Below are 21,943 nucleotides of genomic sequence, written 5' to 3' on the forward strand. Positions count from 1 at the left end.
TAGTGGTATATTTGCACGCAATTAATCCGTAATTGCAATGGAAGCCCACCTAAACAAAATTGTTGGCGAAGGACTTACTTATGATGACGTTCTTCTTGTGCCCGCATATTCCGAAATTCTTCCCAGAGAAGTTAACATACAATCGAAATTTACTAGAAACATCACTATAAACGTGCCCATTGTTTCCGCAGCGATGGATACTGTGACCGAATCCCGTATGGCCATTGCCATGGCCCAAGAAGGAGGTATCGGGGTGTTGCACAAGAATATGACCATTGAGCAACAGGCTCTAAAAGTCCGTAAGGTAAAACGTGCGGAAAGCGGTATGATCATGGATCCTGTTACCCTTCCTTTAGATTCCAAGGTAAGGGATGCCAAGGCCAGTATGAAGGAATTTAGCATTGGGGGAATCCCGATCGTGGATTGCAATAAAAAATTGGTCGGGATCGTGACCAACCGTGATCTTCGCTTTGAAAAAGACGATGATCGCCCGATCACCGAAGTAATGACCTCTGAAAATTTGGTGACAGTTGGCGAAGGAACTTCTTTGGAACAGGCCGAAGTCATTTTGCAAGAAAATAAGATTGAAAAACTTCCTGTGGTCAACGACAAGAATGAATTGATCGGGTTGATCACTTTCAGGGATATCACTAAACTTACCCAAAAACCTATAGCCAATAAGGACCAATATGGTAGGCTGCGTGTTGCTGCTGCCATAGGTGTAACTGCCGATGCTGTTAAAAGAGCGGGAGCTCTGGTTGAGGCGGGTGTGGATGCCATTATCATTGATACGGCCCACGGTCACACCAAAGGTGTAGTTGGTATTTTGAAAGAAGTAAAAAAAGCCTACCCTCAGTTGGAAGTAGTTGTAGGCAACATTGCCACTGCCGAAGCTGCCAAATATTTGGTAGAGGCTGGTGCTGATGCCGTTAAGGTCGGAATCGGTCCCGGTTCTATCTGTACCACACGTGTGGTGGCCGGTGTAGGTTTTCCGCAGTTTTCGGCTGTATTGGAAGTAGCCGCTGCCATTAAAGGTAGTGGTGTTCCTGTAATTGCTGATGGCGGGATTCGCTATACGGGCGATATTCCAAAAGCGATTGCAGCTGGTGCCGATACCGTAATGTTGGGATCACTATTGGCAGGAACGAAGGAATCCCCAGGGGAAACCATTATCTACGAAGGAAGGAAATTCAAATCCTACCGCGGGATGGGTTCCGTAGAGGCCATGAAAGAAGGAAGTAAGGATCGCTATTTCCAAGATGTGGAAGATGATATCAAGAAATTGGTTCCTGAAGGAATCGTGGGTCGAGTGCCATACAAAGGCGATCTATATGAAAGTATGCACCAATTTATCGGTGGACTTAGGGCTGGTATGGGTTATTGTGGAGCTAAGGATATAGCCACTTTAAAGGAAACCGGTCGATTTGTGAAAATCACTTCCAGTGGTATCCATGAAAGCCATCCACATAATGTGACCATTACCAAGGAAAGCCCGAATTATAGTAGGTAAAAAAAAGGAATATTATTTCCCAGCATAAGTCTGCCAGTCCTTGTCTTTGTAGATGTTTTCACCAAAGTACTTGGCAATCTGCATAAAAGGTTCCACTTTTTGGTACCCAGGCACAGGGGAAAGCATGTTCATTTCCTCATCTAAAAATACAACCGTTGGATAACTCAGCTGTCCTTGCAAAAGGGCAGCTGCCAATTCGTGGTAACCATTTCTTCCGGAAGGTACGAATTTAAAGGTCTTGCCTTTATATTCAATTGGAGCTTTGCCTTCTGCATCCAATTTCACCATGTAAAAGTTGGCCTGCATGTATTTGGATACTTCAGGGTTTTGGAACGTGTCCTTGTCCATTTTTTTGCACCATCCGCACCAGTCGGTATACACATCGACGAACATTTTCTTGGGTTTGGCATCGGTCTCGGAAAGCTTTACGGCTTTTTCCCAGCTTAACCATTTTATATCTTGGGCGTTGGCTTGAAGGCCTGCCAGCAAAAGAAAAAACAAACTGATTTGGGTAAATGTGCTGCGCATGATCTCTTAATTATGAACGAATTGTCGTTCTATCTGTACAAAGCTAACGAAAATTGTGCCAAAAAAGTATTCAGGGCCAGAGCTCCAAAACAAAAATTAAGAGGGTCACCAATAGGGCCAACGGGGCGTAATATCGACTGTCCATTTTAGCAAATTTGGTCGACCTGTTTTTTTTGAAGAAACCCAGATAGTTGAAATCGCCAATAGCCCTTAAAAGAAAGACGATTCCAATCGCTATGGAAACAAAACGGAACTCCATTTCGGTATTGAAGTTAAGGGCTTTGTTGAGATAGACCAACGCAAAAATGCTGAGAAGCAATCCCACGATCACCGTTCCGAATTTACCCGGACGAAACAGAAAATCGCCGTTTTCTTTGGTCGGCAACACCATTGATGGGTCTTTTATGCCGAAAAGTGCCCAATAAAAATGGAGTCCTGCCAGAAAAATGAAAATAATTGAAAGTAGTAAGGCAATGGTGCCCATACTAGTTTACCGCTTCTTTCTTGGGAGCTTCAAAAAGTGATTTAACATCCACTTGGTTCCTTAAAATGTCGTCAAAGGTTTCGCGCTCGCGAATCAAATGACCTTTGCCTTTGTACCACAAAACTTCAGCAGGGCGGTACCTGGAGTTGTAATTGCTGGCCATGGTAAAACAATAGGCTCCTGCATTGTTAAAGCAAAGAATATCACCTTCTGAGATTTCGTTGATACGTCTGTTGCTGCCAAAAGTGTCCGTTTCACAGATATAGCCTACAACGGAATAATAACGTTCCCTACCATTTGGGTTGGAAATATTGATGATCTCGTGACTGGAACCGTACAACATAGGGCGGATCAAGTGGTTGAAACCGGAATCCACACTGGCGAAAACTGTTGAAGTGGTCTGTTTTACCACATTTACCTTGGCCAAGAAAGAACCTGCTTCGCTCACCAAAAACTTACCGGGTTCAAAGGCCAATGTCAAATCCCTGCCGTAATTTTTGCAGAATTCATTGAACCTTGCCGATAATTTTTTGCCCAATTCCTCAATGTTTGTCTCAATATCTCCTTGCTTGTAGGGCACTTTAAATCCGCTTCCAAAATCGATGAATTCAAGATCCTTGAAGTTTTTAGCGGTTTCAAAAAGAATTTCGGAGGCATATAGAAATACATCGATGTCCAAAATGTCACTGCCGGTATGCATGTGGATACCGTTGATGTTCATCTTGGTCAGATCCACAATACGTAACAAATGCGGAATTTGGTGAATACTGATACCGAATTTGGAATCGATATGGCCCACGGAGATTTTGGAGTTGCCCCCTGCCATCACGTGTGGATTGATACGGATACAAACCGGAATATCAGGGTGTTTGCTACCGAACTGTTCCAAAATGGAAAGGTTATCAATATTTACTTGAACGCCCAAGGAGGCGGCAGCTTCAATTTCTTCCAAAGAAACGCCATTGGGAGTAAAGATGATGGACTCAGGCTTGAAACCGGCCAAAAGACCTAATTTCACCTCTTGGATGGAAACCGTGTCCAAACCACTGCCCAAACTGTTCATGAACCTTAGGATGCTGATGTTGGACAATGCCTTGGCCGCATAGTTCAGTCTTAGACTTGGTACTTCCTTAAAAGCATTGGTAAGCCTGTTGAACTGTGATGCAATTTTATCTGCATCGTAAACATAGAGTGGGGCACCGTATTGGTCAACTAATTTTAATAGATCCTTGGAATTCATGCTATAACCTTCTTTAGAAGGGCAAATCTACAGTAAGTCCGTGGGTTACACAAGACCTTTGAGCATATTTTATATATTTATAACAAAATGTTTGAATTTTAACATCAATCATTTTTAAGAACCGTTTGTGGCTTTCCTTATGACATTGTACTTTTAGGCAAACCACAACCATGAAACTACCTTTATTCCCGTTACAGTCCGTATTCTACCCTGGTGAAACTGTACCCCTTCATATTTTCGAGGAACGGTACAAGCAATTGATTCAAGATTGTAGAAAGGAGGCCCTTACCTTTGGTATTCCGGTTTTTATCAATAATTCCATTTCGTATGGTACAGAGGTGCAACTGGTTGAGGTGGTCACTACCTATAATTCGGGGGAAATGGATGTGGTCTGTGTGGCCAGGCAAGTCTTCAAGATTTTGAGTTTTGAAAAGCAATTGCATGGAAAACTATACGCCGGTGGGGATGTGGAGTTTCTCGAAATGGAGAACGACGCCAACGATGACCTTCGGAAAGAAGTGATCCAAAAGGTGGAAACCTTGTACGATCTAATGGATGTCCCCTTCACCCAAACATCGCCCAAACAGTTCAACAGCTATTCATTGGCACACAAAATGGGGCTTTCCTTTGAACAGGAATACGAACTCCTTTTGATGACCAAGGAAACGGACCGATTGCAGTTCATCAAAGCCCATTTGGAATCGACCACCAATATTCTCAGTGAGGTCAACCGCACCAAAACGGTCATCGAAATGAACGGACATTTCAAAAATTTCGACCCATTGGACTTTCAGGATTTTAAGCCTTAGGTCCAGAAATTGCAAAAGCACTTAATTATGGTGGAATAATTGGCAATAATTCCATATTGCCTTCAATTTCTCAGTAGTGTTTTCTATTTTTGTCGGCGAAACAAAAGTAAAATTCACAGATGAATCTTCACGAATATCAAGGAAAGGAGATTTTGGCCAGTTTTGGGGTCAGGATCCAGCGAGGTATAGTTGCCCGCAACGCCAAGGAAGCGGTAGAGGCCGCGAAACAACTTACACAAGAAACCGGTACAGGATGGCACGTGATCAAAGCTCAGGTGCATGCTGGTGGTCGTGGTAAGGGCGGCGGTGTAAAACTTGCCAAAAACTTGAAGGAAGTGGAAGAATTGGCAGGAAGCATCATCGGGATGAACCTGATCACCCCACAAACATCTGCTGAAGGTAAAAAGGTACACCAGGTTTTGATTGCAGAGGATGTGTATTATCCTGGCGATAGCCCAACAAGCGAATTCTACATGTCCGTGTTGTTGAACAGGGGAACCGGTAGAAACATGGTGATGTACTCTACTGAGGGAGGTATGGACATTGAGGAAGTGGCCGAAAAGACCCCACATTTGATTTTCACCGAAGAAATTGATCCAGGATTGGGATTGTTGCCTTTCCAAGCAAGAAGGATTGCCTTCAACCTAGGTTTGTCCGGAAACGCTTTCAAGGAAATGGTGAAATTTGTTTCTTCCTTGTACAAGGCATACGAGCAAAGTGATGCCAGTCTTTTTGAGATTAATCCTGTGCTAAAAACTTCGGATGACAAGATCATGGCGGTAGATGCCAAGGTAACCATCGACGATAATGCATTGTATAGAAGAAAGGCCTATGCCGAAATGCGCGACCTTAGAGAGGAAAACCCAATTGAGGTGGAAGCTAGGGAAGTAGGTCTGAACTATGTGGATTTGGATGGAAACGTAGGTTGTATGGTAAACGGTGCCGGTTTGGCCATGGCTACCATGGACTTGATCAAAATGGCAGGTGGTGAACCAGCCAACTTTTTGGATGTGGGCGGTACAGCCGATGCCAAAAGGGTAGAGGAGGCCTTCCGTATCATCTTGAAAGATCCCAATGTAAAGGCTATCTTGATCAATATCTTTGGTGGAATCGTTCGTTGTGACCGTGTTGCGCAAGGTGTTGTGGATGCCTATAAAAATATGGGTGATTCCATAAAAGTGCCGATCATTGTGCGTTTGCAAGGTACCAATGCCGAATTGGCCAAGGAAATCATCGACAACTCTGGATTGGCCGTACATTCTGCGGTACAGTTCCAAGAAGCTGCTGATAAAGTGAAGCAAGTTTTGGCGTAACAACCCAAAAATCGATATAGAAAAGGGCAACGTTAACAAAACGTTGCCCTTTTTTGTTTTTCAACTTTCCATAAGTCGCATATATCATTTTTGATTCGTTTTCAGAAAAGGTTTGCAAGGTTATTTGTCCTTTTGAAAATTGGTTGCAGACTTTTCAAGGTTGTTTGGTTTTTCTTCAAAATCCGGAATATTATTTCCGCGTTACACAAGTTAAACATAGGTTAAATCTAAAAATAGTGTAACATTTTACATTTTCCATCGTCTTATTTTTGTGATGTCATTAAAAAAGGGTGTCCTTTTTGACAAAACACAAATCATTCATCAACACATCAAAAAACAAAAATCATGAGAAAAATTAAAATTGCATCCGTAGCTTTTATGTTGTTCGCCACTTTGGGCGCATTCGCTAACAAAGGAAACAACGAGGTTCCAGAAAAGAGCTTGTCCACCCAAATTTATGAAATGTTGAAGCAGAACTCGTTCGAGCTTCAATATGATGAGATGACGGCCGACGTTCGTTTTACCTTCAATGAAAAAGGTGAAATGGTGGTACTTTCCGTAGCGACCAAAAATGAGGTTTTGGAAAAATTTGTAAAAAGCAGATTGAACTATCAAAAAGTAGAATCTGGAAATCCTGTAGAGGGCAAGATCTACACCGTATCAGTAAGAATTACCGCATAATTGACGGAGATTGTTTGAGTTAGTTGGAAAGCCTTGATCACATCAAGGCTTTTTTTATGTACTAAAATTACTCTTTTTGAGTTATGTATTTGGAAGAAAGCCCCAAAACCAAACCAAATGGGTACCTACGAAGAAAAACTGAGCATCCTTTCGGAGATGATTGCCTTTGCCAGGGTGGATCATTCCATGAAGCGTTCCGAATACGAGTTCTTGCTCAAGGTGGCTTCCAATTTGGGTGTGGACAAGGAAACCTTCGATGGGCTTTTAAAACATCGCTCCCCTAAAATAACCCTGAAGTCACAAGCGGAACGTATCGTTCAGTTCCACAGGTTGTTGCTTTTAATGAACGTTGATCGCGAACAACACAAAAGCGAGGTCAATACGCTATACAATATTGGACTTAAAATGGGACTGCCTCCCGTGGCCATCGGTCAGGTTTTGGAGGTCATGCATCGCTACCCTGACAATGTAGTTCCGCCAAATGTGCTAATCGATATCTTCAAGGCACACTACAATTAATGTCATTTTGACATTCTATTTCTGTTAAATAATGCCATAACGGCACATTTTGGGCATTGGTACACCATTTGCCCAGTACTAGGTGATTTAAATGTTTAACAATTAAAATTGAATCACCATGAGTATAGTAAAAAGAAACAACCTGTTTTTTCCATCCCTAATGAATGATTTTATGGGTCCTGATTGGTTTGGTGGAACAGAGAAGTGGAATGCTTCCGTTCCCGCTGTGAACATAAAGGAGAATACTGAAAGTTTTGAATTGGAATTGGCTGTTCCAGGTATGAAAAAGGACGATTTCACCGTAGAAATCGATAACGATGTGTTGACCATTGCCAGTGAAGTTCAAACTGAAAATGAGGAAAGCAAGGAAAATTACACCAGAAAAGAGTTTTCATTCTCCTCCTTTAGAAGGGCCTTTACTTTGCCAGAAACTGTTGATGGCTCTAAAATCGATGCCAAATACGAAGATGGAATATTGAAATTGACCTTGCCCAAAAAGCAAGAAGCATTACCAAAACCAAAACGATTGATTGAGATTGCTTAAGAAATTGAAGGCACCAACTAAAGGTGTTTCATGATGGTTGGATTAGTTGGTTAGTTTGTTGGCGCGCCCCTGCAGCAATGTTCGAGGCGCGCTTTCGTTTATTCTTTTTCCTGGAGCATTTTGATTTCATCACGCAACTTGGCCGCTTCCATAAAGTTCAGTTCCTTGGCCGCTTTTTCCATGGCCTTGCGTTTTTCCCGAATCAATTTTTCTTTTTGATCTCCGGTCAAATATTCCAGATCAGGTTCTGCTGCACGTAGTTCTTCCTTTTGAAAATGATAGGTGGAAACAGAATTCTTGGCCAAGGCGTTGTCCAGGTTTTTCTTCAAGGCTTTTGGGGTGATGTTATGCTCCCTGTTGTAGTTCATTTGTTTATCCCGACGGTAATTGGTCTCGTCAATAGTCATTTGCATGCTGTCCGTGATTTTATCCGCATACATGATGGCCTTGCCGTTCAGGTTTCGGGCTGCTCGACCAACGGTCTGGGTAAGGGAGCGGTTGCTTCGGAGGAAACCTTCTTTGTCTGCATCCAAAATTGCAACCAAGGAAACTTCAGGTAAATCCAAACCTTCCCGAAGCAGGTTTACACCGATGAGCACATCAAAAATTCCTTTCCGCAGATCTTGCATGATCTCTACACGTTCCAAGGTATCCACATCGCTATGGATATATCGGCAACGAATATCGATTCTGGTCAGGTATTTAGTCAATTCTTCGGCCATTCTCTTGGTCAAAGTGGTCACCAAGGTGCGTTCGTCCAATTCTACACGTTGCTGGATTTCTTCTATCAAATCATCAATTTGATTGGCGCTGGGTCGCACCTCTATTACCGGGTCCAATAATCCCGTTGGGCGTATCACCTGCTCCACATAAACTCCTTGGCTCAACTCCAATTCATAGTCTGCAGGAGTGGCACTTACATAGATCACTTGGTTTTGCAGGGTTTCGAACTCTTCGAACTTCAATGGACGGTTGTCCATAGCCGCGGGCAATCGGAATCCATATTCCACCAAGTTCTCCTTGCGGGAACGGTCGCCGCCGTACATGGCATGCACTTGTGGAATGGTTACGTGGCTTTCATCAATGACCATCAAATAATCATCAGGGAAATAATCCAGCAAGCAGAAAGGCCGTGTGCCGGGTTCCCTACCATCCAAGTAGCGGGAATAGTTCTCAATTCCGGAGCAATATCCCAATTCCCGGATCATTTCAAGATCAAAATTGGTGCGCTCGTCCAGTCGTTTGGCTTCCAAGGGTCTGCCTATTTCTTTGAAATAGTCCACCTGTTTCACCAAATCATCCTGAATTTGACGAATGGCATTTTGTAAGATGTCCGGTGAGGTCACGAACATGTTAGCAGGGTAAATATTGAGCGAATCGTAGATTTCGATGACGTTGTTATTGAAAGGGTCCAAAGCCTCGATTTCTTCAATCTCATCCCCAAAAAAATGGACGCGGAACGCGTGGTCCGCATAGCCGGGGAACACATCCACCACATCGCCCTTTACCCGGAAATTTCCGTTCCTGAAATCCGCAGTGGTCCTGGAATAAAGGCTTTGTACCAATTGCTTCAGGAATTTGGTACGGGAAATTACTTGGTCACGATGGATGGTGACCACATTTTTTTGGAACTCTATCGGGTTACCGATACCATATAAACAGGATACCGATGCCACCACGATCACATCCCTTCGTCCCGAAAGAAGGGAAGAAGTGGCACTCAAACGCAATTTCTCTATATCCTCGTTGATGGAAAGATCCTTTTCAATATAAAGTCCGCTGGTCGGAATATAGGCTTCAGGTTGGTAGTAATCGTAGTAGGATACAAAGTATTCCACGGCATTGTTCGGAAAAAATTGCTTGAACTCCGAATACAACTGTGCCGCCAAAGTCTTGTTGTGGGCCAATACCAAAGTAGGTTTTTGCACCGATTCCACCACATTGGCCACAGTGAAGGTTTTACCGGAACCCGTAACGCCAAGCAAGGTTTGATGGCGCACATTTCCTTCAATGCCCTCCACCAATTGTCGTATGGCTTCGGGTTGGTCCCCAGTGGGTTTAAAATCTGAGACTACCTGAAATTTCATGTGATAAAAATAATAAAGGATAATGCGATTCCGAAGCGATTCGGTGAGATTATCTTTTCAACGAAAAATGGCCCTTGATTTCCTTGTTTTCCTCATTTACGGCCACAAACCAATAGTCTCCTGAAGGTAAAGGTCTGCCAGCGATCATGCCGTCCCAACCTTGCGAATTTTGTGAAATCTGCTTTAAAAATTTCCCGTATCGGTCAAAAATCCGAATGCTCTTGAGCACAATGGTCGATGAATTCTGTGGTTGAATAAATTGCCAATAATCGTTGATCGTATCTCCATTTGGGGTAAAGAATTTTGGAAAACCTTCAACCGTAAGGTCCTGCGTAAACACCCTTTGGGCCACGCCACATCCATTTTTGTCCCGGACATAAAAGGTATGGTCCCCAGGTTCCACGTTGCTGAAAATGTTGTTATCGGAGTATGGTCCATTTTCATTATCGATGGCATATTCATAGGTGCCATTCCCGGTTGCGATGACCGTAACCTGAATTGTGGTGCCCGTATTTTGAACACGAAGGTCATCAATGGATGCCAATTCGGAAGAAAGCACCTCGAACATTTTAGTGGACGGGCATTCCAGGGTTATCCCAAATTGACTGACGGTATTATATGCCTCGTATCGGTACATCCCATTTTCGGTAATGGAAACTTCAGAAGTAGAGGATAACAGGGTCTCATCACCAAACTGATCTACTCTATACCATCGGTAGCCTTCGGCTATGTCAGTGGAAGAAATGACCAAAGGACCTTCATTTTCACAGGTCGAAAAGGAATCGGCTATATCAATTTCAGGATTTATGGTCACGTATTCCCCCGTATCAAAATCCAGATAAGGACCGCAACCGAGCAAAGTGGTAAAACTGGTTTGCGTACAACCTTCGGCTTGTCCGGCATCGTTAAACGGGACTATGGTGATAAAAAAGGTCTTGTTCGGTTCAAAATTGACAACTGGGGTTGAATTGTTGTAAAAAGTTGAACTGTTGAGAATATCCGAGCCATCCGGGGTTGTGCCGATGGTAACAATATAGCCAGTAGCATCTGGAACCGCAACCCATTCCAAAACTGGGGACAGCGGCACATTACTTTCCCCATCGGCCGGATATACGATAGAAGTACAATCCGGAATTTCCGATTCGGCCCGTGTAGTGAATTGCTGTGAGGTACATCCTACTGCAGTGCCCAACGCATTGTAGGGTACGATTGTGACGAAAATGGTAGTTTCGGTAGGCAAGTCGACAGGTGGATTAAAACTCAAAGTATTGCCGGCGTCATAATTGGAAAGAATATCCCCACCGCCAGCAGATGTTCCGATGCTTACCGTATACCCCGATGCCCCATATTGATAACCCCACGAAATGTTGGTACTAGGGTTTACATCTATCGCCATATCCAAAGGACTGGTCATCTGGGTGCAATTGGGCACACCTGACAATGACTCCGTGGTAAAGACAAAGCTCGGACAGGTGATATTGGGTGCGTTAAAAAAGAATAAAGTAATGGTTGCATAAATAGTCGTGTTCGGAGGCAAGCCTAATGGAGGTTTATAAGCACTACTAGGAGCATACGCAGGAGACATAATATCAATTCCGCCTGGTGTAGTTCCCAAAGCAATATTGTAACTAGGAACCCCGTCCACGGTATCCCAATCAATGGTGGCATCGAGGGGTATTCCCGTAGCCCCATTAGTGGGATATACAATGTTGGGACATTCTTGGGCATGCGCCCAATGCCCTAACAGGATAAGCATGCCTATGTAGAAAAGCTTGTTCAGCATTCACGAGATTTGTGCACCTCCCAAGATACTACAAATCGCGCTTTTTCAATAGAACATAGGACAAATAGATAAAAATAGAGGCCCAAACGATTGCAATCAGGAACTCATACCAATACGTATGGTAATCGAATTTCATGTCTTCCCCGATTTGTTGCCCAATATTTTGGACGGCTGAAAGACGGGTAAAGGGTTCCTTGATTAAATTGGACATGGATTGTAGTGGAAAAAAGTCCTTTACCAACCTTGCCGAATCCCAGCTCATTACTTTCCAACCCAAAAGTCCAAAGACCACCTGTTCCAAAATGCTCCACAGAATCAAAAAACCCAAGGCGAAGGCCGAACGTTTTACCAAAATGCCCAAAAACAGACAGAAGGAGAAAAAGGCAACCAGTTTTACAAAAAAGGCAAACAAGAATTCCAAATCTGAAAATATGATGGACATCTCATTGTAATCCGAATAAGCTAATCCCAAAATCATGGATACCACAAATACGAATACGGTGGAAATGAGGGCAAATGAAATGACGGTCAATAATTTGGAAAGGATGAATTCTTTCTTTGAAAGCCCGTCGATCAAGTTTTGTTTGATGGTCTTGTTGCTGTATTCGTTGGACATCATGGAAACAATTACGATGGCCAGGAACAACTTAAAAAGTGCCGTGACAAAGGTGTTAAAGTGCCAGATGTACGGGAAGTTGAAGATGCCTTGGTCGGCCAAGTGGAACTGTACAGGACCTATATCGAACTTTATGGCCGCAATCAGGGCGATGGAGGTCAAAAGCACAAAATAGGAGATGATTAAGACCTTGCTGGCCCTATTGTTCCACAATTTTATGAATTCTATTTGGAGTAGACGTAACATTCGTTTTTTGATTAGTTGTTTTTGGTCAAGGTTAAAAATTGTTCTTCAAGGCTTTCTTTTCGTTTTACCAAATGGGACAGGACGATACCTTTATCAAACAGCATTTTGTTCAGGGATTCGGCGTCCATTTCTTCCTTCAAATAAGCGGTAAGGGTACCATTGAAACTTTCAATTTTTCCAAAACTGGCATTTTTTTCGAGCAAATCCTGTAGTTTATCCATCTGCACACATCGAAGTTCAAAAAAGCCATGGCTGGCCAACATGCTGTCCACAGGACCTGAATATAGGTTTTCACCCCTTCTCAAAATGACCACATGTGAGCACACCTTTTCCACTTCGTCCAACAAATGCGAAGCCAGTAGAATAGTGGTTCCTTGACTGGCAATGGTTTTAATGATTTCCCTAATTTGATGGATTCCTTGCGGATCCAAGCCGTTGGTAGGTTCATCCAAGATCAATATCTCAGGATCGTTCAGTAGGGCAGAGGCAATGGCCAAACGTTGCTTCATCCCCAGAGAATACGTCTTGAATTTGCTGTCCTTTCTTTCCCAAAGCCCGACCAGTTCCAATTTTTCCTGGATCTTGGTTTCGGGTACTTCCTTGATTTTACAGACCAGTTGAAGGTTTTGGATGGCAGTCATATAAGGGTAAAAGTTGGGTCGCTCAATAATGGCCCCTACTTTTTTCAATGCTTCGTGGGTGGTGGTATTGCCATCAAACCAACTGAATTCGCCGGAAGTTCGGTTGACCACGTTCAAAATAATGCCTAAAGTTGTGGACTTACCACTTCCGTTGGGCCCCAAAATGCCATACACATTTCCCTTTTCAATAGTGAAGGAAAGGTCGTTCACGGCAGTCAGGTAACCGAATTTCTTGGTGAGATGGTTAACGGTCAGAATTGTTTCCAAAGGTTGCTAACGTTTTTTGAATGGTTTATACTAACTTGACGATGTTTATCGAAATTTGTTACAAAATAGCCCATTACAATGTCCGAAGAAAAATTGATGTCCAAGAAAAAACCAGCCTACCCGGTCCATAAAAAATTGGATTCATACCTGCATCGGTACAATAGGAAGATAGAGATTCCTATTTTCTATGATGACCTTCTCCGTTTTGCCGGTTCTGTTGTGGTTTATGATGCGGATGGTGAGGATACGCTTTGGATTCGGGTCTACTATTCGGATTTTGATCGAAAGGAAATCGATTTGAGTTTGAAGCAAGTATATTCCATTTTACACTCCGATGGTAGCGATCGTATTTTGGAATATTTGAATGTGGATGCAGTGGATTTCTGCACTTTTGGAAACTCCAAACCGTTTCGGATCAAGGTTAGGAACATCTTGAATGACAACTATACGTATTTCTATGTGAAAAAGACCGATGCTTCCCGCATCTATGGTTTGGAACTGGAGCATATGCTGTCACCGTACAACCTGAATTTTTTGGTCTACAAGGACACCCTTATAGAAGAGCATATTGCCGGCATCCCCGGAGATGTTTTTATACGGGATATACTCCCCAAGTGCTCCGAATCGGAAAAGGCACAACTGGCCAAGGAGTTCGTAAAATTCAATGAGCGTTGTATGATTCGTCTATTGGGAGACATGCGTTCCTATAATTATGTGATTGTCCCGGTTCACGATTTTGATCATGTGGTGTATAAGATCAGGGCCATCGACTTTGACCAGCAGTCGTTTGAAGGGAAATTGAAGGTGTACCGCCCCCAATTTTTCAAGGAAAACTATAAAATGGTCGAATTGGTTCGGGCCAAATTGCAAAAAGATTCAGTAGATCAATACAAAATAGAGGAACGCTCCATAGTGGCCAAACGTATTTTGAGCTCAGGAAACCGTATTCGACGATTGTTATCCGCTGTAAAACCGGACACCATTTCACTGCCCGAGAACATAGAAAAGTTGAAGCTTGAAATTTACGACCTTACCAAAGACATGGAATTTAAAAGAAGTTCCACTATGGGTGAGGTGTTGGCACTTGCGCTGGATTTTGTGAAACGAAACTACCAAGACGTGAGCATGAAACAGATCATAGAGAAGAAGTTCTAACTCTTCTGTTCTTTGTTGAAATACACCAGGTAATAGTACATTTGGCGTTCTTCGTCCCAACCTTTTTCCACAAATTTTTCCGCAGATTCCGGGTTGATGAAATCCAGTTTAATTTGGATATTGGTATCCAAATTGATGACATTCTTGATCTTTCTTCTGGCGTCGCTCACCGCTTTATTGGCAATATCGAAGTTGGAAACATCCTCAATGCTGTATTTCGGTCCTTTTTCCACTTTGTAATGTTTGAACTCGGGGATCAATTCCGGGTTTTCCATCACGTCGTTCAAAAAGGCAGTTTCCTCAAACGCGTCGTTTTTAGCAAAATGGTTCACCGCTCGGTTCATGAACAAAACTTCCTGTTGTTTGTCCTCGGCAGGTAAAACCACATCCTTGGCAAAGTTCTGGCAGAATTTCAGGTAGTTTTTGGTGTAGAAATTCTCATCGGTCAAGGGAATCAATCCCAAAAAGTTTTCCAACCAATATTTGGCGTCGTAGCGGTTACTGTCCACTGACAACACTTTGTAACCTTCCTCTTTTTCCACATTGAAGACAATACAGCCCTTATCAAGTTTGTTGACATTGATGCCTTGTTTGATCAATATTTCCAGATTTTGTTCCGTTTCCTTGAACTGAAGAAAATCGTGTTTCAACTCACTTTTAAAAATACCTACAGCATCTGTTTTCTTGTTGTCGATGACCACATCCGAAAAATGAACCACGTACACCTCTCCACTTTTGATATGCGGATGGTTGGATTGATCATAAAGGTATTGGGTAATCTTTTTGGAAAGTTCGTGTCCGTTGGCCGGGTTCTCGAATATGCCGGATACAGCGGTGAACACATCGTTGAACTCCACGTCCACATCATTGGCAAATCTGTAATAGTTCTCCTCTTTTTCCCTGAACGGCCTGAAAAAATATTCTTTGAGCAAGCCCGCCATTTCATCGTTCAAAGTGAAGGGTTCCGAGGATAAAAACGCAGCTTCGTTCTTGCTTTTGTTTCCTACTCGGTGGAGTGAAAGACTTTCGATTTGGGCAGTATATAGGTTTAGCATTTTTTGGGTAAAGAATTAAGGGTTTATGGTGAAAGGGTTTATGGTGAAAGGTTGCGATTGATTTAATTCCAATTTTCATCAAAATCCATATCATCGTAACTGTCGAGAAAGTCGTCATCTTCATCAAAGTTGTCTTCCAACTCGCCTTCCTCAGCCTCAAAATTTTTCTCAGGCGGCGAATCGGGCAATTCCCCAAAACTGAACAATAAACGTGGGTAAACAGCACCGTCTTCTTTTTCTACGATATCTGCCAACTCCACAAAAAAGGTCCACATGCTGAAAAAATCGTACACATAGATCAATTTTGGTGTCTGTTCGGTAAGCACGTCATCCAAACCGGTCTCGTTCATCAACCGCACTTCGGAACCACTGTCGCTCATGTCAAAAAGGGCTATTTCCTCATCTTGGTTCCATTCTTCGTCACAGGTGTAAAAAGAAGCCATTTCTCCACCTTCAAAACCAAAGGCCTGGGTTATGGCATTGTGTAATTCTTCTAAAGTATTGTTGTCCTCAATCTCGATATCCCTGAAGATATCTTCCTCAGCATCAAGTATTATCCTGATTTTATAAATCATCCAAAAATTTTTAAAGTGGGCACAAAGTTACAATAAATAGACCTTATTTGGTGAACCGGTGTAAGGTAAAAGTCATGGTGGCCAATAGAATAAATGCCCCGATCTGATGTGCAATTCCCAGCCACAGGGGAACGGCGTAGATCAAGGTGAGTACTCCCAATATAAATTGTACGAACACCATGGCCAAAAGTATTTTTAGTCCCTTTTCCTGCAAGAAGGTGCGCTCTATTTTGCGTGTCTTGAACCAAATTGCCAAAATGAATCCGACCACCACATAGGCCAGATACCGATGCACAAACTGTACACCGCTTTTGCCTTCAAAAAAGTTCTTGATTACGGGTTGTTGTTCAATATAGACGGTTTCATGAATCAGTTTTCCTTCGCTCATCAACGGCCAATGGTTGTGGATGAAACCTGCATCCAAACCGGCCACAAAAGCACCCCAAATAATTTGGGGGAGAAGCACGACCAAAGCGAAACGAATTAGGTTCCTGATCTTGGTATTGACTGCTTTTTTATCGGGATAGATCAAATCCAAAGCAACCCAAAGGCTGTAGGCAAAGGTGAGGAAGGCCGTGGTTAAATGCGCGGCCAACCTAAAGTGGGACACATCAGGACGATCCACCAATCCGCTTTTTACCATGTACCAACCCAAGAATCCTTGAAATCCGCCCATAATCAACAGGATAATCGCCTTTTTTGTTGTGGCTCTGTCCAATTTTTTGGTAACCAAAAAGAATAGGAATGGCAAAATGAAAACGATACCAATAAAGCGACCAATGAACCGATGCAGCCATTCCCAAAAATAGATGTCCTTAAAATCCTCCAGACTAAAATGACTGTTCAACTTTTGGTATTCTGGGTATTGTTGGTACAGTTCAAAAGCTTCCTTCCATTCCTGTTCGTTCATGGGAGGGAGGGTACCTTGAATCAATTTATAGTCTGAAATGGATAATCCGGAATGGGTAAGGCGGGTAATTCCCCCTACCAAAACCATGATAAAAATGAGTACACAACCCGTTAACAACCAATACACTACGTATTTGTTCTTTTTCATTTCGAGTGGACTTTTAGGTTCAATGATTTGCCTTTTTCCAACATAAATTGATAGGCGGCTTCGTATTCGTTCGGGATTTCACCTTCCAAAATGGCTTCTTTGATAGCATCTTTGATGATGCCTATCTCCTTGGAAGGTTTTAGGTTGAAGGTTTCCATGATCTCTTCCCCAGAGACCGGAGGTTGAAAGTTTCGGACGTGGTCCCGCTCTTCGACCTCCACTATTTTTTGACGAACAATCTGAAAATTGTTCTTGTATTTCTTCTGTTTCTTCGGATTTTTTGTGGTGATGTCGGCTTCGCACAACGTCATCAAGTCGTCCACAAAATCTCCGGCATCAAAGACCAATCGGCGTACTGCGGAATCCGTGACATGATCTTCGGACAGGATGATGGGCCTAGAGCTCATCAATACCATTTTTTGAACGAACTTCATTTTTTCGTTCAGCGGCATCCGAAGCCTTTTGAACAATTTGTACACCATTTTGGAACCCACAAATTCGTGACCGTGGAAAGTCCACCCGATTTTATTATGGAATTTTTTAGTGGGTGCCTTGCCAATATCATGCAGCAGAGCGGCCCAACGCAACCAAAGGTTGTCGGTAGTTTCCGAGATATTGTCCACCACTTCCAATGTGTGCCAAAAATTGTCCTTGTGTCGCTGTCCTTCCACTTCCTCAATGCCTTGCAAAGCTGTCAGTTCTGGGAGGATTAATGGAAGCAAACCCGTTTGGTGCATCAATTTAAAACCAATTGAGGGTTTGGGACTCATCAAGATTTTGTTCATCTCGTCCACAATACGTTCCTTGGAAACAATTTCTATCCGTTCCTTGTTTTCCGAGATGGCCTGAAGCGATTTCAGTTCAATGGTAAAATGCAGTTGTGTGGCAAATCGAATGGCACGCATCATGCGCAAGGGATCATCGGAATAGGTAATCCCCGGTTCAAGTGGCGTGCGTAATATTTTTTGGTCCAGATCGGACAATCCGTTGAAGGGGTCCAACAGAGTGCCGAAGTTGTCCTTGTTCAAGGCCAGTGCCAAGGCGTTGATAGTGAAATCGCGTCGATTTTGATCGTCTTGCAAAGAGCCATCTTCCACAACAGGTTTTCTGCTGTCATGATGGTAACTTTCTTTGCGTGCGCCTACAAACTCTAACTCTAAGTCGAGATGTTTGATCATGGCCGTGCCGAAATTCTTGAACACGGAAATTTCTGGTTTTCCTTTGAGTTTGGAAGCCACTTTTTTGGCCAGTTCAATACCGCTGCCAATGGCAACAATGTCGATGTCTTTTGGAGTGCCCCGTTTCAAAAGATAATCCCTCACAAATCCACCGATCACATAGGAATCAACGCCAAGTTCGTCCGAGGCTTCGCCGATCAGTTTAAAAATGGGATGTTTTAGGGCTTCTGTGTGCAACTCCTTCGTCATTTATTCGCGGATTACCTTTACCTGGCCATCATTACTCAATTTGATGATGGAAGAGGGAACGGCATTTTTATTTACGTCCGGCAAATTTACCACATAGTCCACTCCTTTTAAAATTTCAGGGGCGATATCCTTGAATTGTTTTGGGGTGGGTTCCCCGGAGATGTTGGCCGAGGTGGAAACAATGGGTTTTCCAAATTTGTTGATCAGGTATTGGCAGAATTTATCCGATGCCACTCTGATGCCTAAGGTATTGTCTTCAGCCACGAGGTTTTCTGCAACTCCCTTGGGTTCATCAAACACGATGGTGGTGGGTTTGGTGGAAAGGTCTATAATGTCGTAGGCCACGTCAGGTACTTGCTTTACATGGCGTTCCAACATGCCTTGGTTGCCCACCAAACAAATAAGTGCCTTACTGTCTTCCCGTTTTTTTAGGGCATACACTTTTTTAACGGCTTCAGGGTCGGTGGCGTCGCAACCAATTCCCCAGACCGTGTCGGTAGGATAGAGGATGAGTCCGCCCTCCTTCAATATTTTGATACAGTTGTTTATTTCTTCAGTCATGCTGTTGCGTTACTCTTTGTTTTCTAGGAAGTTGATATATCTGTTTTTTTGTTCCTTAAATGTCCATTTATCCGAAACGTAGTCTTTTTTGCCAATCTCCCCATTTGAAATTTTTGTAAAGATCTCTGATAATTCGTTGGCATTTTCATAAAATAGGGAATGTGAAGCCATGTCCTGAATATGTTCAAGGCCTTGGGGAGAAATGAGGTTTATCCCGTAACCGAAAGCTAGGTTGTAGGATCCCATGATTTTGAATTTTGCATAGTTGTCTCCAACTGAACGTAATGGAATCAATATATAATCGGAGTTTTTAAGATATCCATGAAAGGCATCGTTTTCCAAAAAATCCTCAAAAGTGATGAAACAGTTTAAAAGATTGCGTTCCTTCAGGTATTCTAAAAATTCATTGTTTTTTTGTTCTTTCAGATAGGTGCTGCCTAAAATAAGAATCTTCAAATTGTCCTTGATGGGCATGCTTTCAAGAGCTTCGGCCACCAAATAATAATCCCTCCTGCCAAAATCCAATTTTCCGGGGATGCTTATCCAAACTTCATCTTTGGGTTTTACGGGAAGTGGATTTTCATATTCTGGAAAAAAAATTGGGTAAAAACTTTTGATTTTGATTGAGTTGTCTTGCAGTGTAACGGAATCCATTAAAAAGTCATTCAACACAAAAAAATGCTTTATTGCCTTGTTGATCAACTTTTGGGAGAAACTGTTGTTGACCTTTTTTAAATTGTGCAAAATGCCGAAAAGTGCAACTTTCCTTTTTAACAAATGACTCAGAAGGATAACCTCCAACCTAGAACTGGCCGTGTTGAAAATGGCTGTCCGAATCCCTTTCTTTCTGAGCTTTCGATACAACCGTGCAAGGAAGACAATCCGGTTTAATAGGTTTTTTTGTGAAATTTTGGAATAGAAAATGGTGTGGTCTACCTCGGATAAATATTCAGTGGCTCTTTCGAAAATCTCTTGACTGACGACCAATGTGACTTCATATTCTGCATGTTTAAGAAACTTTATTTGAGAATATAGACATTCGTCGTGATAGGAGTTGAACTCAATTAGAGCGACTTTTTTCATTTATGATGGTTAAAAAGAAAAGTACTTTTTGCAAAGTTATTCTTTAAATTACAGACTTTGCTATTTTTGCTTGAATGAACCCGATGGAACAAGAAGCACCAAAAATTTCAGTGATCGTGAGTACCTACAATGCCGAGGAGTGGTTAAGGAAGGTGCTTTGGGGTTTCAATTGCCAAATTTTCAAGAATTTTGAAGTGGTGGTGGCCGATGACGGCTCCGGTCCCAAGACCAAAGCGTTGTTGGAGGAACTTTCCCAGCAGGTATTTTACCCGATCATCCATGTTTGGCAAGAGGATGATGGTTTTCAAAAATCAAGGATATTGAACAAAGCGGTAGAGGCCTGTAATGCCGATTATATTATCATGACCGACGGGGATTGCATACCTAGGGAAGATTTTGTGGAGGTGCACTATATCAATAAAGAACCGGGTTATTTCATCTCAGGTGGATACTATATGTTGCCGATGAACATTTCCAAATTGATTACTTTGGAAGACATTGAGAAACAGAATTGTTTCAACATTCATTGGTTAAAGGAAATGGGGATTCCACAGACCTTTAAAAACAACAAGCTTACGGCCAAAGGGTTTGTGTCCAAGTTTTTAAATACGTTCACCCCAACCAATGCCAGTTGGAACGGTCACAATTCATCAGGCTGGAAAAAGGATATCTGCAACGTGAACGGTTTTGACGAACGTATGCAATATGGCGGTCAGGATCGAGAATTGGGGGAGCGATTGTTCAACTTCGGCATCAAATCCAAACAATTGAGGTACAGTGCCGTTTGTGTTCATCTGGATCATAAGCGAGGGTACAAAACCCCGGAATCCATTGCTAAAAATCAATCGATAAGAAAAGAGACCAGGTCACAAAAGATGGTTTGGACCCACTACGGCATCACCAAGTAATAGGCTAGCTCGTTCTTTTTTTCCAATCTTTTGCGTTCCTTGAATCTTTCCAAAACCCCAAGGGCATTCAGATAGCAGATGGTCATACCTTTTTTTCCATCCAAAAAACCTAGGCGGATGATGTAGTGATTGAAAAACTTCCAAGCTGGTTTTACCACCATCATAAGATAATTGAAATGCTTTTCTTTATAAAAATCCTCTTTGGCCTTTAACTGACCATATTTGAGCATTTTACTTTTGTAATCCTCGTAATCCTTGTAGCAATAGTGGATCAGTTTTTCTTTTAGGATTCCTGATTTTCCATCGACTTCCAAGGTTTCATGTACAATTTTCTTGTCGGTAAAACAAGCCTTGCTTTTTCTGAAAAGTCTGTGGTTCTTATCGGTTTGCCAGCCACTAAAGTTGAGAGGCTGGTTTTGGAACATGAATTTTCTATAAAACCAATAGGCCTGATCGGCTTCGGGATTGTTAATGGTAGCAATGATTTCTTTTTGAAGGGCCTCGGTCACTACTTCATCGGCATCCAAAAACAAGACCCAATCGTTGGCAGCCTGTTTTAAGGTGAAGGTTTTTTGAGACGTGAAATTCTCGAAAGGATTTTGGATTATCCTCACTTTGGGATGGTTCTTTAAATATTCGTAGGTGCCATCGGTGCTGAAGGAATCTACTACAATAATTTCATCAGCAAAGGAAACGGAATCGATACATTTTTCAATGTAACCCATTTCATTGTAAGTGATGATCAACGCTGATAATTTTTGCTTTGAGGTGCTCAATCCAGCCATATTTATTGGTGTAGTGTTTAGGTATTTTACAAATCTATAACAAAAAAAAGGGTCAAAAATTGTTTATTG

The 21,943-nt window shown here is 42.4% G+C and carries 22 protein-coding genes; 8 read left to right on the forward strand and 14 right to left on the reverse strand.

Annotated features, from left to right (window positions below):
* Positions 1 to 37 precede the first annotated feature (37 nt).
* Positions 38 to 1,510, forward strand: a complete 1,473-nt coding sequence (gene guaB / locus LKX84_RS01835; protein ID WP_228235414.1) for an IMP dehydrogenase — start codon at positions 38 to 40, stop codon at positions 1,508 to 1,510.
* A 12-nt stretch (positions 1,511 to 1,522) separates the two neighbouring features.
* Here the strand turns inward: guaB and LKX84_RS01840 are convergent, their stop codons facing one another.
* From LKX84_RS01840 to lysA, 3 genes are all read right to left on the reverse strand, one after another.
* Positions 1,523 to 2,038 (reverse strand): thioredoxin family protein, encoded by a 516-nt coding sequence (locus tag LKX84_RS01840; RefSeq protein ID WP_228235415.1) that lies wholly within the window; start codon positions 2,036 to 2,038, stop codon positions 1,523 to 1,525.
* A 70-nt stretch (positions 2,039 to 2,108) separates the two neighbouring features.
* Positions 2,109 to 2,522, reverse strand: a complete 414-nt coding sequence (locus LKX84_RS01845) for a DUF3995 domain-containing protein (protein ID WP_228235416.1) — start codon at positions 2,520 to 2,522, stop codon at positions 2,109 to 2,111.
* A 1-nt stretch (position 2,523) separates the two neighbouring features.
* Positions 2,524 to 3,762: a diaminopimelate decarboxylase gene (gene lysA, locus LKX84_RS01850; protein WP_228235417.1), complete on the reverse strand. Its 1,239-nt coding sequence runs from the start codon at positions 3,760 to 3,762 to the stop codon at positions 2,524 to 2,526.
* Positions 3,763 to 3,932: 170 nt separating this feature from the next.
* Here lysA and LKX84_RS01855 point away from each other — a divergent pair, with 170 nt between their 5' ends.
* The 5 genes from LKX84_RS01855 to LKX84_RS01875 all read left to right on the forward strand — a co-directional run bounded on the left by LKX84_RS01855 (position 3,933) and on the right by LKX84_RS01875 (position 7,628).
* Complete coding sequence (locus tag LKX84_RS01855; RefSeq protein ID WP_228235418.1) at positions 3,933 to 4,571, forward strand: LON peptidase substrate-binding domain-containing protein; 639 nt, start codon at positions 3,933 to 3,935, stop codon at positions 4,569 to 4,571.
* Between the two features lie 119 nt (positions 4,572 to 4,690).
* Entirely contained in the window at positions 4,691 to 5,884 is a 1,194-nt protein-coding gene (sucC, locus tag LKX84_RS01860) for an ADP-forming succinate--CoA ligase subunit beta (protein WP_228235419.1), read from the forward strand.
* A gap of 345 nt (positions 5,885 to 6,229) precedes the next feature.
* Positions 6,230 to 6,565, forward strand: coding sequence for a hypothetical protein (locus LKX84_RS01865; RefSeq protein WP_228235420.1), 336 nt, complete (start codon positions 6,230 to 6,232; stop codon positions 6,563 to 6,565).
* A gap of 117 nt (positions 6,566 to 6,682) precedes the next feature.
* Positions 6,683 to 7,084 (forward strand): TerB family tellurite resistance protein, encoded by a 402-nt coding sequence (locus tag LKX84_RS01870; protein WP_228235421.1) that lies wholly within the window; start codon positions 6,683 to 6,685, stop codon positions 7,082 to 7,084.
* Between the two features lie 118 nt (positions 7,085 to 7,202).
* Positions 7,203 to 7,628 (forward strand): Hsp20/alpha crystallin family protein, encoded by a 426-nt coding sequence (locus LKX84_RS01875; protein WP_228235422.1) that lies wholly within the window; start codon positions 7,203 to 7,205, stop codon positions 7,626 to 7,628.
* A gap of 98 nt (positions 7,629 to 7,726) precedes the next feature.
* Here LKX84_RS01875 and uvrB read toward each other — a convergent pair whose 3' ends face one another.
* Genes uvrB through LKX84_RS01895 form a run of 4 tightly spaced genes read right to left on the reverse strand, consistent with a single transcriptional unit; the run spans position 7,727 to position 13,268 of the window.
* On the reverse strand, positions 7,727 to 9,715 hold the full coding sequence (gene uvrB / locus LKX84_RS01880; protein WP_228235423.1) for an excinuclease ABC subunit UvrB: 1,989 nt from the start codon (positions 9,713 to 9,715) through the stop codon (positions 7,727 to 7,729).
* Positions 9,716 to 9,764: 49 nt separating this feature from the next.
* On the reverse strand, positions 9,765 to 11,498 hold the full coding sequence (locus tag LKX84_RS01885; protein ID WP_228235424.1) for a T9SS type B sorting domain-containing protein: 1,734 nt from the start codon (positions 11,496 to 11,498) through the stop codon (positions 9,765 to 9,767).
* Positions 11,499 to 11,526: 28 nt separating this feature from the next.
* On the reverse strand, positions 11,527 to 12,360 hold the full coding sequence (locus LKX84_RS01890; protein WP_228235425.1) for an ABC transporter permease: 834 nt from the start codon (positions 12,358 to 12,360) through the stop codon (positions 11,527 to 11,529).
* A gap of 11 nt (positions 12,361 to 12,371) precedes the next feature.
* Complete coding sequence (locus tag LKX84_RS01895; protein ID WP_228235426.1) at positions 12,372 to 13,268, reverse strand: ABC transporter ATP-binding protein; 897 nt, start codon at positions 13,266 to 13,268, stop codon at positions 12,372 to 12,374.
* A gap of 78 nt (positions 13,269 to 13,346) precedes the next feature.
* On the opposite strand from LKX84_RS01895, the gene LKX84_RS01900 reads away from it, so the two are divergent.
* Positions 13,347 to 14,423 (forward strand): hypothetical protein, encoded by a 1,077-nt coding sequence (locus tag LKX84_RS01900; RefSeq protein WP_228235427.1) that lies wholly within the window; start codon positions 13,347 to 13,349, stop codon positions 14,421 to 14,423.
* Here LKX84_RS01900 and LKX84_RS01905 read toward each other — a convergent pair.
* The 6 genes from LKX84_RS01905 to LKX84_RS01930 all read right to left on the reverse strand — a co-directional run bounded on the left by LKX84_RS01905 (position 14,420) and on the right by LKX84_RS01930 (position 20,181).
* Complete coding sequence (locus LKX84_RS01905) at positions 14,420 to 15,478, reverse strand: nucleoid-associated protein (RefSeq protein ID WP_228235428.1); 1,059 nt, start codon at positions 15,476 to 15,478, stop codon at positions 14,420 to 14,422. The genes LKX84_RS01900 and LKX84_RS01905 overlap by 4 nt on opposite strands.
* Positions 15,479 to 15,540: 62 nt before the next feature.
* Positions 15,541 to 16,053 carry a plasmid pRiA4b ORF-3 family protein gene (locus LKX84_RS01910; RefSeq protein WP_228235429.1) on the reverse strand — a complete coding sequence of 171 codons (513 nt, stop codon included), beginning with the start codon at positions 16,051 to 16,053 and terminating at the stop codon, positions 15,541 to 15,543.
* A 43-nt stretch (positions 16,054 to 16,096) separates the two neighbouring features.
* Complete coding sequence (locus LKX84_RS01915) at positions 16,097 to 17,110, reverse strand: COX15/CtaA family protein (RefSeq protein ID WP_228235430.1); 1,014 nt, start codon at positions 17,108 to 17,110, stop codon at positions 16,097 to 16,099.
* Positions 17,107 to 18,537, reverse strand: coding sequence for a CCA tRNA nucleotidyltransferase (locus LKX84_RS01920; protein WP_228235431.1), 1,431 nt, complete (start codon positions 18,535 to 18,537; stop codon positions 17,107 to 17,109). The genes LKX84_RS01915 and LKX84_RS01920 overlap by 4 nt, the downstream gene beginning before the upstream one ends.
* Positions 18,538 to 19,098, reverse strand: a complete 561-nt coding sequence (locus LKX84_RS01925; protein WP_228235432.1) for an L-threonylcarbamoyladenylate synthase — start codon at positions 19,096 to 19,098, stop codon at positions 18,538 to 18,540. It lies immediately after the preceding gene.
* A 9-nt stretch (positions 19,099 to 19,107) separates the two neighbouring features.
* On the reverse strand, positions 19,108 to 20,181 hold the full coding sequence (locus LKX84_RS01930; protein WP_228235433.1) for a hypothetical protein: 1,074 nt from the start codon (positions 20,179 to 20,181) through the stop codon (positions 19,108 to 19,110).
* Positions 20,182 to 20,255: 74 nt separating this feature from the next.
* Between LKX84_RS01930 and LKX84_RS01935 the strand changes: the two genes are divergently transcribed.
* A complete protein-coding gene (locus tag LKX84_RS01935) occupies positions 20,256 to 21,089 on the forward strand; it encodes a glycosyltransferase family 2 protein (protein WP_410548861.1) in 834 nt (277 codons plus the stop codon).
* Here LKX84_RS01935 and LKX84_RS01940 read toward each other — a convergent pair.
* Complete coding sequence (locus tag LKX84_RS01940; RefSeq protein WP_410548862.1) at positions 21,071 to 21,874, reverse strand: glycosyltransferase family 2 protein; 804 nt, start codon at positions 21,872 to 21,874, stop codon at positions 21,071 to 21,073. The two genes, LKX84_RS01935 and LKX84_RS01940, sit on opposite strands and share 19 nt — an antisense overlap.
* Positions 21,875 to 21,943 lie beyond the last annotated feature (69 nt).

Source organism: Allomuricauda sp. M10 (genome assembly GCF_020782875.1).
Taxonomy (GTDB): Bacteria; Bacteroidota; Bacteroidia; order Flavobacteriales; family Flavobacteriaceae; genus Flagellimonas.

What these genes read in the sequence shown, in the direction of transcription:
- LKX84_RS01935 (WP_410548861.1), top strand. Translation starts at nt 20,256, where the DNA reads ATGAACCCGATGGAACAAGAAGCACCAAAAATTTCAGTGATCGTGAGT.
- LKX84_RS01845 (WP_228235416.1), bottom strand. Translation starts at nt 2,522, where the DNA reads ATGGGCACCATTGCCTTACTACTTTCAATTATTTTCATTTTTCTGGCA.
- LKX84_RS01875 (WP_228235422.1), top strand. Translation starts at nt 7,203, where the DNA reads ATGAGTATAGTAAAAAGAAACAACCTGTTTTTTCCATCCCTAATGAAT.
- LKX84_RS01855 (WP_228235418.1), top strand. Translation starts at nt 3,933, where the DNA reads ATGAAACTACCTTTATTCCCGTTACAGTCCGTATTCTACCCTGGTGAA.
- LKX84_RS01865 (WP_228235420.1), top strand. Translation starts at nt 6,230, where the DNA reads ATGAGAAAAATTAAAATTGCATCCGTAGCTTTTATGTTGTTCGCCACT.
- lysA (WP_228235417.1), bottom strand. Translation starts at nt 3,762, where the DNA reads ATGAATTCCAAGGATCTATTAAAATTAGTTGACCAATACGGTGCCCCA.
- LKX84_RS01900 (WP_228235427.1), top strand. Translation starts at nt 13,347, where the DNA reads ATGTCCGAAGAAAAATTGATGTCCAAGAAAAAACCAGCCTACCCGGTC.
- LKX84_RS01870 (WP_228235421.1), top strand. Translation starts at nt 6,683, where the DNA reads ATGGGTACCTACGAAGAAAAACTGAGCATCCTTTCGGAGATGATTGCC.
- uvrB (WP_228235423.1), bottom strand. Translation starts at nt 9,715, where the DNA reads ATGAAATTTCAGGTAGTCTCAGATTTTAAACCCACTGGGGACCAACCC.
- sucC (WP_228235419.1), top strand. Translation starts at nt 4,691, where the DNA reads ATGAATCTTCACGAATATCAAGGAAAGGAGATTTTGGCCAGTTTTGGG.
- LKX84_RS01885 (WP_228235424.1), bottom strand. Translation starts at nt 11,498, where the DNA reads ATGCTGAACAAGCTTTTCTACATAGGCATGCTTATCCTGTTAGGGCAT.
- LKX84_RS01930 (WP_228235433.1), bottom strand. Translation starts at nt 20,181, where the DNA reads ATGAAAAAAGTCGCTCTAATTGAGTTCAACTCCTATCACGACGAATGT.
- LKX84_RS01840 (WP_228235415.1), bottom strand. Translation starts at nt 2,038, where the DNA reads ATGCGCAGCACATTTACCCAAATCAGTTTGTTTTTTCTTTTGCTGGCA.
- LKX84_RS01890 (WP_228235425.1), bottom strand. Translation starts at nt 12,360, where the DNA reads ATGTTACGTCTACTCCAAATAGAATTCATAAAATTGTGGAACAATAGG.
- LKX84_RS01915 (WP_228235430.1), bottom strand. Translation starts at nt 17,110, where the DNA reads ATGAAAAAGAACAAATACGTAGTGTATTGGTTGTTAACGGGTTGTGTA.
- LKX84_RS01910 (WP_228235429.1), bottom strand. Translation starts at nt 16,053, where the DNA reads ATGATTTATAAAATCAGGATAATACTTGATGCTGAGGAAGATATCTTC.
- LKX84_RS01940 (WP_410548862.1), bottom strand. Translation starts at nt 21,874, where the DNA reads ATGGCTGGATTGAGCACCTCAAAGCAAAAATTATCAGCGTTGATCATC.
- guaB (WP_228235414.1), top strand. Translation starts at nt 38, where the DNA reads ATGGAAGCCCACCTAAACAAAATTGTTGGCGAAGGACTTACTTATGAT.
- LKX84_RS01905 (WP_228235428.1), bottom strand. Translation starts at nt 15,478, where the DNA reads ATGCTAAACCTATATACTGCCCAAATCGAAAGTCTTTCACTCCACCGA.
- LKX84_RS01920 (WP_228235431.1), bottom strand. Translation starts at nt 18,537, where the DNA reads ATGACGAAGGAGTTGCACACAGAAGCCCTAAAACATCCCATTTTTAAA.
- LKX84_RS01925 (WP_228235432.1), bottom strand. Translation starts at nt 19,098, where the DNA reads ATGACTGAAGAAATAAACAACTGTATCAAAATATTGAAGGAGGGCGGA.